Below are 9,399 nucleotides of genomic sequence, written 5' to 3'. Positions count from 1 at the left end.
AATATTATATGTGGAGAATGGCGTTTCATTCTCGCTTGCTGGAACCGTTCGGAGGAATGCAACGATGGAGTAAACGTCATCGTCGGACAAACCTCTGTAAAGGCTCATTGGCATTGGCGGCCCGATGACGGAGCCATCTGGGCGAATACCTTCTCGGATAGCTCTTGCCAATTCCCCATCGGTCCAGTTGGCGACACGTCCTCCGGGGGTAATGTTCACCGCCCACGCTTCGAACGCGGGGTTCTTTTCGACCATGAACCCACCTAACTCGTTAGACATGTCAGGGCCTTCAGCAGTTTGGGGCGTATGGCAATTTCCGCAACCCGCCGGTCCCCGCACCAAATATTCACCTCTTTCAACGGATGGCTCAGCATTCGCCAGAAATGCTGTCGATGAAAGTATAAGAGTCATCAAGACTAGCCGCATATCCTTCCCCCCTAAGTCAAATCACTCGAAGATCGTTCATCGAGTTCAAACTCAACAATAAGGCAGAGCAGAGATAATCTCCTAGAAAAAGATATTTGGCACGTCCGCTACGGGCTCAGGCACTAAATCGCTTCGCGATATGGGCGCTTGTGGCGTGGGTTGCGCGTAGTCGGGATTTGTTTCGCGGATTGTGAAGTTGAGAGTTTGCTGTTGATCGAGGTGATTTTGCCTCGGTTGACAGAGGGTTTTCCCATGAACATTCAGCATTCCACACCGATGACACCGCTTCGCGCGCGCATGATCGCGGATATGACAGCGCGCAACCTTGGACCGGCGTCACAGGTCGGTCACTTGCGGGCCTGCAAGAGGTTCGCGGCCTGGTTGGAACGATCTCCTGAGACAGCTGAGCCGGATGATGTCCGTGACTTCCAGCAGCATTTGATTGAGACCGGCACCAGCATCTGCACGCGCAATCGCACGATGACCGGTGTGAAGTTTCTGTTCCGGGTGACGCTGCGGCGGCACGATCTGGTAGCGGAGATCTTTAGCCTGAAGGAGCCCGTCAAGATTCCGCTGGTGCTGAGCCGCAACGAGATCAAGCGCATCCTGCTTATGGCTCCAAGCCTGAAGGCGCGGGTGATGCTGTCGCTGGCCTATGGGTGTGGGATGCGCGCGGGCGAAGTCGTTCGGCTGCGGGTCGGCGACATTGACGGAGAACAAGAGATCATCCGCATCGTGCAGTCCAAGGGGCGCAAGGATCGCAACGTCATGCTGCCCACCGATATTCTGGGCCTGTTGCGCGAGTGGTGGAAAGAACGCCCAACCGGGCAAGACGTAAGCGTTGCGGGACCAGATCGCGTCATCTTCCCCGGCTATAATGGCAAGCACCTGTCGCCACGCCAGATCTCGCGCCTGTTCAAGCAGGCCGCAAAGGCGGCGGCCATCACCAAGCCAGTCACGCTGCATACGTTGCGCCACTCCTTCGCGACACACTTGCTGGAACGAGGAGTGGATATCCGGGTTATACAGGCGCTGTTGGGGCATACCAAACTGACTACGACGGCGCGCTATGCCAGCGTCGCGACCGGCATGATCTCTGCCGTAGAGAGCCCATTGGATAACCTGGGCCAAACCAAGCGCAAAAAGAGTAAGAAAGGCGCGCCATAGCCCGGGTTGGCACGTTCAAATCTGGAAGTTGCGGACATCTTCCGCGACTACGGGGCTGCGTATCGTATGGCCAATGTGGGCCACATCAGCCTTGATCAGCTAAAGGTCATGAGCGCCATTGAGCGCTGCCGTACTGCGGCGCTTGGCGGACATGTTACGCGCTGTGAGGACTGCGCGCACGAGCACATCGCATACAATTCCTGTCGGAACAGGCACTGCCCCAAGTGCCAGGCGGGGGCTGCAAAAGTATGGCTGGCGGCGCGGGAGGTCGAACTGCTGCCCGTGCGATATTTTCACCTGGTCTTCACCCTGCCCAAACAGGTTGCTGACATCGCCCACCAAAACAAGCGCGAGATCTACAATCTGCTGATGCGCGCGAGCGCGGATACCGTGATCAAGATCGCCGCCGATCCCAAACACCTTGGTGCGCGCGTCGGCATTACATCAGTGCTGCATACCTGGGGATCAGCAATGACGCACCACCCCCATGTCCACATGATCGTACCGGGTGGTGGATTGTCGACCGATGGCACCAGGTGGATCACCAGCCGCAAGAACTTCTTCCTCTCCGTGCGAGTGCTGTCCCGCCTTTACCGGCGGCTCATTCTGGAAGGGCTGGCCAAACTGCACCGAACCGGGCGGCTCAGTTTCTTTGGTGACCACGTCGGCCTGGCCGATAGCACCGCGTTCGAGGCCATGCTGGCACCACTGCGCAATATCGACTGGGTCGTCTATGCTAAGGAACCCTTCGCCGGACCCAAAGCGGTGCTGGCCTACTTATCACGCTACACCCACCGCATCGCGATATCCAACAGTCGCCTGGTCCGGTTCGATGCGGGCAGCGTGACCTTCAAGGTCAAGAACTACCGCGTCAATGGCGCGGGCCGACACACAACCATGACCCTGAAGATCAACGAGTTCATCCGCAGGTTCCTGATGCATGTTCTGCCCAAAGGCCAGCACCGCATCCGCCACTATGGCTTCTTCGGAAATGGCAACCGCGCCGCAAATGTCGCAAGAATCAGGGAACTGCTCCGGGATCAGCCTCCAATTCGCAAAGACACAAGTGAAGGCGAGAATGATCAATCACCCAGGCTCCTCGCTCTGCCATGCCCATGCTGCGGGGGACGGTTGATCATCGTCGACACCTTCGCGCCTGCCCAACACCCCAGAGCACCGCCAACATCAGCAAGGGCCGCAGCATGAAGCGCCCGCCAGACATAACTAAAGACACCATCAGCCGCAGCCGATGCCACCTGCGAACCCATCGTCATATTTTGAGCAGATCATCGACGCGGCAAAAATCAATGGCTCCGAGAAAACACCACGCATACCGTCAAAATGCTGGTCAAGCCGACACCGCGCTGAGCGCAATACGGGCCCTTCAACCGCGCCGCCAGATCAGCCCCATGCCAAGCCCACAGCCCAAATCCCCATAACAACAACCGGCCCACCAAGACCAACCCCACGATTTCCCGCCTGAGCGCTTCTCCGACGCCAGGCAACGCCACGCGCTACCCAAACGTCGCTCATGGCGTCCGAGAAACCTGCATCCGAGTAGCCTTACGGCAGTGCGGCGCTTGGATTTTCGTTCCGGGCCGCCGCCAGTCGGCTTCTAGTGTAACCCCGATTGACCGTTGTCAGCCCACTTCACCTTTGCAGGAATCCTGCAATCTCGGAATTTACTTCATCAGGGGCATCCTCCTGAACGATATGCGACGCATTAGTTATTATGCGGTGTGTCGCATCGGACAGTCTGTCAGACAGAGCATCATTCAACCGCCGAAATACAACGGGGCTTGAACTTCCGCTCAGCAGCAGGACCGGCATCGAGACACGCGAGAGCGGTGCGTCGCGCAAGTCGGGAAAACCATGATAGAGCGCCTGCGCTCTGTCCGGCCCCCGATTGTCCCAGACCTGCTTGTAGCGATCTTCCGAAAGGGCTTCGAATGCATGATCCCCCAGAACGCCCCGGCCGAAGTGCGCGATAGCGGCCTTGTCATCGCCCTTTCGAAATGCCTTTTCTGCTGGCGCGAACGTACCCGCGCCCAGCTTCCCAATCGAATAGGCAAGTTTCGGATTCGATAGAAAAAGCTTGAGCATTTGTAGCGGTTTCGGCGGTATCTGGAGATGGAGAGATACGGTTGGTGCTTCTATCAAGACCAGACTTCGACACATCTCGGGGTGTTGCGACGCAAGAACGAGTGCGATCAGTCCGCCCCATGAATGACCAACCATATGTGTGGGGGACGTTCCGAGCTGATCTATCAACGCAACCAGATCGTCCACGTGTGTTTGGAATGTGTCCGTGTGGTCAGGCGGAATGGGTGCGTTAGGCACGTGATAGCGGCGGCTATAGCAAAGAACGTGGAAATTTTTCGCCAGGGCGGATATCTGACCCGTCCAGCTTCGCAAGTCCGAAACACCACCGTGGATAAGCACGACCGGGTCGCCAGCACCTTGTTCCACTACGGCAAGGCTGGTTCCGTTCACTTCGATTGTGGTCGTTTCATGGAGGTCAAGCATGTCGATACATAGCATATTCTGCTGCACCTTCCGAACGTCAACTTCGTCCGCAGACTGTAAGTTCGCTGATCATTATAATTCGCGGTCGCCGCGAATGGCAGCAATGACGGGCCGCACCGCAGCATCAGACACCGCCGATGGAGGTCCGCTCAGGGCCGTTCGCGTAAATTTGCAAAGCCCACTATCTGCGCTAACCGGACTTCCAATCGGAAGGCTCACTTCTTGGGTGGAGCAATACTCAGGGCGCGGAAAGGACCGGAAGCTTGCATTCGAGGGTATTCGAAATCGACTTTCTAACCTCGCAATAAAGAGACCTTCGCGTTTTACGCAACATTTTCAGATTTTCGAACGAGCTAACGTCCGGTTTCGCTGCCTTTTTGTCCCGACGTTGAGATTGCAAAGCTCAGCCTACGGGTGGGTTGGACCACGTTGTTGCGGCAAACGGTTGAGAAAGCGCCCGTTCGACCAATGCAAGACGATCTTGGCCATAAAAGGGGTCTCCGTCGACAATATAAGTTGGTGAGCCAAAAACGCCTTGCTCTTGGGCCCAAATCGAATTTTCTTGCAATTTGTCTTGAACCGTCTCTGACGCTGCGTGATCCATCAGCGCATCCGCATCGTGCCCTAAAGCGTCAGCCAACTTGGCGAGTGTTTGAGGGTTTGAAAGGTCGGCGTCGTACCGCCAATGCGATTCGAGCAAGGCATGCGCCATCACATCGGTCGTTGTGCCAGTTGCTCCGAGCGCCAAGACCATGCCCGAAGCGAGGCTGTAATCGGCATCGTGGTATGTTGGTCGAAAATTGATAATTGGAACGTTGCGATACTCGGCCCATCTTTCAATCTCACGCCCGAAAAAATAGTCGACATGCGCCTGCGTTCGCGACCGGAAAGGTTGGCTGCCTTGCGCCTCCACAACCGGAGACAACAGAACCGGCTTATGGATTAGTTTCACATGAAACTCGGCGCATAGTTTGTTCAGTTCGGCAGAGCCCAGGTACGCGAAGGCAGAATGGGCTGAATAGATGTATTCGATAACTGGCATTGTACCAGCATGGAGGATTCGGCATCGAATGCCCAGTATTGACTGATACCGGCCATTCATAGGTTTCGCAGCGGATGGTAGCTCCCTGCGCTTTGCTGCCCTGGGTAGACGGCACAGCACAAGAAGCCGGTTGTTTCGGTCGATGAATGGCTGCTCTCGCACTGCTTTGGGATGATTTGCGCACTTGCAGCGAATTCACACTTACCCCTCTCTGTCGAGCATCGACCATGACGCATGCGGCCCAGAGGGGCTATTCAGCCACCATTTTCGGAGCGAACGGTTTGTTGTTTCGCCTGATGCGCATGCTTGCATGGACACGAAACGTTCCCATATTTTCCACATTGCTTCATTGTGAAATCCGGGAGTCCCAGATGGGTTATGTGAAGACAGCGATGCTGATGGCCGCGATGACCGCGCTCTTCATGGGCGTGGGATACCTGATCGGCGGATCGGGTGGTGCCGTGATCGCACTTGCCGTCGCAGCGGCCATGAACGCCTTTACCTGGTGGAACTCGGATCGCATGATCCTGCGGATGCACAACGCGCAGCCGGTGGCGCCCGGCGACCGGTTGGGTCTCCACGCCCTGATCGCCGAGCTTGCGCGGAACGCGGGCCTGCCCGAGCCAAAGGTTTATCTGATCGACACGCCGCAACCCAATGCCTTTGCCACCGGCCGCAACCCTGCAAACGCGGCCGTCGCGGTCACCGCGGGCCTGATGCACAGCCTGACGCGGGAGGAGCTGGCCGGCGTGATCGCCCACGAGCTGGCGCATATCCGCAATCACGACACCGCGATCATGACCGTCACTGCCACCTTCGCCGGGGCGATCTCGATGCTGGCCAATTTCGCGCTCTTCTTCGGCGGGTCCCGGGAACGGCTCGGGCTGGTTGGCACCCTGCTGATGATGTTTCTTGCGCCGATGGCCGCGGCGCTGGTGCAGATGGCGATCAGCCGGACACGGGAATACGCCGCCGACAAAGCCGGGGCTGAGATCTGCGGCCAGCCCATCTGGCTGGCTTCTGCGTTGGAGAAAATCGCCGTGGGCGCGGCCCGGATCGACAACCACGCTGCCGAACGCAACCCGGCCACCGCTCATATGTTCATCATCAACCCGTTGCACGCACACAAATACGACAGTCTCTTCGCGACCCATCCCGCAACCGAAAACCGCGTGGCCGCCCTCCGTGCAATGATGGCACACGGCGGAGGGATATCGGGTGCCGCGGAACCGCCAATGTCTGCTAGTCGTATCCCGATCACAAAAAAGCACCGACGAGCCGGACCCTGGTCCTGAATGTGTACAGGTTCTCAGAGAACGACCATGCTCCGATCAAATCGGATTGACCGATGAGTTGATTTCTTGAGTGAGGCAAGGCCGACGTCGGACCAAACGGATGAGTAAACAAGAGATTCATACAAGCTGGATTGCTAATTCCGGTCGCCGTGGCGGGAATGCGCATGAACGTGCGCGGTTTCCCTATTGGAGCTTTTCAAAAACCGCGATTGCGATCTGCGCGCTAAAGCTGGTCGAAGTACAAGCATTGGATTTGGATGAGCCACTCCAAGGGCACCCGTTCACACTTCGCCAATTGCTCGGTCACACGTCTGGCCTTCCAGACTACGGATCGCTCAAAGAGTATCATCGGGCGGTCTTCCGAAAGGATAAACCTTGGACACAACAAGAGTTACTCGATGCGACGATGGCTCAGGGGATGCTGTTCTCGCCGGGTGAAGGTTGGTCCTATTCCAACATCGGTTATCTGTATGCGCGAAACTTGATAGAGCAGGTGACGATGAAGCCGCTCGGCATCGTCATCCATGATTTTCTTCTTGGGCGTTTGGGTTTGGAGAGTGTCGAGTTTTGGGGCAACCTTGAACAATCCGCAGCGCTCTACTGGGACGCCGGAGCAGGTTACGATCCGCGATGGGTTTATCACGGATGTCTCGTTGGATCGGCGCCTGATGCATCGCTGTTGCTGCACGCGCTCTTTGCGGGTGGTCTACTTCAGGCGCAAACGCTGGCTGAGATGTTGGATAGAAGATCGCTTGGCGGTCCTATTCCAAGTCGGCCATGGACAGATTGCGGATATGCTCTGGGACTGATGTCCGGTGCGATGGACGGTGCAGGCCGCGCCATCGGTCATTCAGGCGGAGGACCATTCAGCGTGAACGCGGTATATCATTTTCCTGACCTAGAAGACCCGATGACGGTTGCTTGTTTCACAGACGGCACAGATGAGGGCGTGGCTGAGTTTGCCGCCGCCGAAATAGCACGGCGGCAATAGCAACTGAGCCAATTCAACCGCCGTTACCTGCGCTGGTTACGCACGGCTGACGAAAGCCCGTTTCAATGCCGACCATAACCACTTGATAGTTGCCATTGATGGTGCACAATGAACCGAGGTGATCCTCGTAAAGACGAGCATTTCCATCGGAAGTATTCGCTTGATTGAGGATAAGTGGGGTTCGTGCAAACTTATGCGCAATTCATGCAATGTTATGCGCAACTACCGTGCCAAGTTGTGGTCTCATTAGTGGAAAATTTCATAATAATTTCAAAAAGCATCACGCAACATTATGCGCACCCCTACATGTTTTTGTAGGGACGCGGATATAGCTGCACGCACCGCAAAAGATGGCATGAATCGCCCATAAGCTTGCACGATTTCTCCCCATACGCGTACTCCCAGAGATGCGGTCAACTCAGGGGCGACAGCGCTATGAGATCAAACGTGCAAGTAAGCCAATCGTCAAGAGGGCGGAATTCGGTCTTTCGCTGCGCTCACTACGAGTGCCCGGATCGGGGCGCAAAGTGGCGAGGGAACATGACTTAACGCGCAGTGGAACCGGCATGCGATTAGCGGCAAAGATCTTTGTGCCGTAGCCGCGGGCCTTGGGCATGCGGCCAAGAGCGTACCGTATCGCCACGGCCAGACTGGTTTTGCCGGAGATCTTGGGCAGTTGGCTTTGGAGCCACCTCTTGAGATCGTCGAAGATGGGCTTGGCATTGCTCCGGCGCATGGCGACGCGGTCTTCAGGCGGCTTTTATCGAGCGTCCTTTTCGACAGCATAGAGCTTGGCGATGCGTTCTATGGCTTCCTTGGCGATGGTCGAACCATCGCGTTCGAAGACAACCACGAACTTGCGGCGCACGTGCACCATGCAAGCTTGTTCGGCGGCCTTGGGGGACCAGAAAATGGATCACGTTCGCGGTCGCCGTTTCATCCGCAAACCCAGGGCAAAATCGAGCGCTGGCATCAGACCATGAAGAACCGGGTTATACTGGAAAATTAATACCTGCCCGGCGATCTTGAACGCCAGATCGGGGCCTTCGTCGACTATTACAACAACCAGCGCTACCACGAGAGCCTGAGCAACGTCACACCGGCAGATGTCTACTTCGGGCGTGACAAAGTCATCATCAGAGAAAGGGCAAAAATCAGGAAACTGAAAATCAAACAACGCCGCTTGCAACATCAAAAGCAAGCCGCATAATCAATCACGCAAACGAACCAGAGCCTCCAACGCTCAAGCCGCTCTGATGTCCCATTTTATATGACGACGGACAGTATTGGCTGACAAGGCGCATAACGCAGATTGGATCAGGGACATGATCTGGGAACTGCAATACCAGTGGCACTGGGAGCCATCCGCGACAAAATGACGACGGTCGAAAATGCCAAGATGATCGGGATTCATTTGTTATCAGCGGACGATGTGTAGCAAGGCGATCATCGTTGAAAGCTGGAGGAATGTTAAGGTCTCAGGTCTGAATCCATGCAATTTGTTGAGGCGCTTGCCCGGTTCCAAGCTCAGCGGTGACGGAAACAGACGACCTTTGTCCCGTCAGGCAATCGCGCGAACGGGCAGATTCAGGTAGCGTCGCGCATTGTTTTCAAAGAAGTCTGCGGCCAGGCGGTCGGTTTCGGAGTCTCCGATCTCATCCTGCAAACTATCGAAGAATGCATAGAAAATCTCCAGATACTCGCGAGCATGTCCGATCACGCTCTTCATATGATGGTCGGTTCCATACATGATCTTTTTTGAGACCTGATAGGGGCCTTCAGGGTATGGGCCAGTTCTATCGATGAGGATATTGCGGATTTCAAAAATACCGGACAGCGATTACGCTAATTCCCGGACAGCCGTTTCAGTAATTCCCGGACAGCTCGGGTACGGCTGATCATCTGCCTGCGATCATGTTTCAGTTTGGATAGTTTCGGTGTTTTCGGCGGAG

The 9,399-nt window shown here is 56.1% G+C and carries 8 protein-coding genes and 2 pseudogenes; 5 read left to right on the top strand and 5 right to left on the bottom strand.

The genetic code is table 11. The annotated features are described in order from the left end of the window. Positions 1-411 (bottom strand): cytochrome c (locus ABJO75_RS02440; protein ID WP_348132216.1); only part of this gene is annotated, 411 nt, incomplete at its 3' end. 267 nt (positions 412-678) lie between these two features. Between ABJO75_RS02440 and ABJO75_RS02435 the strand changes: the two genes are divergently transcribed. Beyond that, positions 679-1,593, top strand: a complete 915-nt coding sequence (locus ABJO75_RS02435) for a tyrosine-type recombinase/integrase (protein WP_348132213.1) — start codon at positions 679-681, stop codon at positions 1,591-1,593. A 6-nt stretch (positions 1,594-1,599) separates the two neighbouring features. After that, positions 1,600-2,799 carry an IS91 family transposase gene (locus ABJO75_RS02430; RefSeq protein ID WP_348132210.1) on the top strand — a complete coding sequence of 400 codons (1,200 nt, stop codon included), beginning with the start codon at positions 1,600-1,602 and terminating at the stop codon, positions 2,797-2,799. Between the two features lie 444 nt (positions 2,800-3,243). On the opposite strand, the gene ABJO75_RS02425 is transcribed toward ABJO75_RS02430, so the two are convergent. Both ABJO75_RS02425 and ABJO75_RS02420 read right to left on the bottom strand, forming a co-directional pair. After that, complete coding sequence (locus ABJO75_RS02425; RefSeq protein WP_348132208.1) at positions 3,244-4,119, bottom strand: alpha/beta hydrolase; 876 nt, start codon at positions 4,117-4,119, stop codon at positions 3,244-3,246. Between the two features lie 403 nt (positions 4,120-4,522). After that, positions 4,523-5,161: a 2-hydroxychromene-2-carboxylate isomerase gene (locus ABJO75_RS02420; protein ID WP_348432376.1), complete on the bottom strand. Its 639-nt coding sequence runs from the start codon at positions 5,159-5,161 to the stop codon at positions 4,523-4,525. 371 nt (positions 5,162-5,532) lie between these two features. On the opposite strand from ABJO75_RS02420, the gene htpX reads away from it, so the two are divergent. Together htpX and ABJO75_RS02410 are read left to right on the top strand one after the other, a co-directional pair. Beyond that, positions 5,533-6,456: a zinc metalloprotease HtpX gene (htpX, locus tag ABJO75_RS02415; protein WP_348132202.1), complete on the top strand. Its 924-nt coding sequence runs from the start codon at positions 5,533-5,535 to the stop codon at positions 6,454-6,456. Between the two features lie 100 nt (positions 6,457-6,556). Further along, positions 6,557-7,447 (top strand): serine hydrolase domain-containing protein, encoded by an 891-nt coding sequence (locus ABJO75_RS02410; RefSeq protein WP_348132199.1) that lies wholly within the window; start codon positions 6,557-6,559, stop codon positions 7,445-7,447. A 433-nt stretch (positions 7,448-7,880) separates the two neighbouring features. Here ABJO75_RS02410 and ABJO75_RS02405 read toward each other — a convergent pair. After that, positions 7,881-8,324: pseudogene (locus tag ABJO75_RS02405) on the bottom strand (transposase). Between the two features lie 19 nt (positions 8,325-8,343). On the opposite strand from ABJO75_RS02405, the pseudogene ABJO75_RS02400 reads away from it, so the two are divergent. After that, positions 8,344-8,657 (top strand): annotated as a pseudogene (locus ABJO75_RS02400) (integrase core domain-containing protein); the annotation flags it as partial. Positions 8,658-9,008: 351 nt separating this feature from the next. On the opposite strand, the gene ABJO75_RS02395 reads toward ABJO75_RS02400, so the two are convergent. Continuing rightward, on the bottom strand, positions 9,009-9,176 hold the full coding sequence (locus tag ABJO75_RS02395; protein WP_348132196.1) for a hypothetical protein: 168 nt from the start codon (positions 9,174-9,176) through the stop codon (positions 9,009-9,011). Positions 9,177-9,399: the final 223 nt, after the last annotated feature.

It is taken from the genome of Sedimentitalea sp., from assembly GCF_039973035.1.
GTDB lineage: Bacteria > Pseudomonadota > Alphaproteobacteria > Rhodobacterales > Rhodobacteraceae > Sedimentitalea.
The sequence above is the reverse complement of the archived record's forward strand: the minus strand, read 5'-3'. Positions and strand labels throughout refer to the sequence as shown.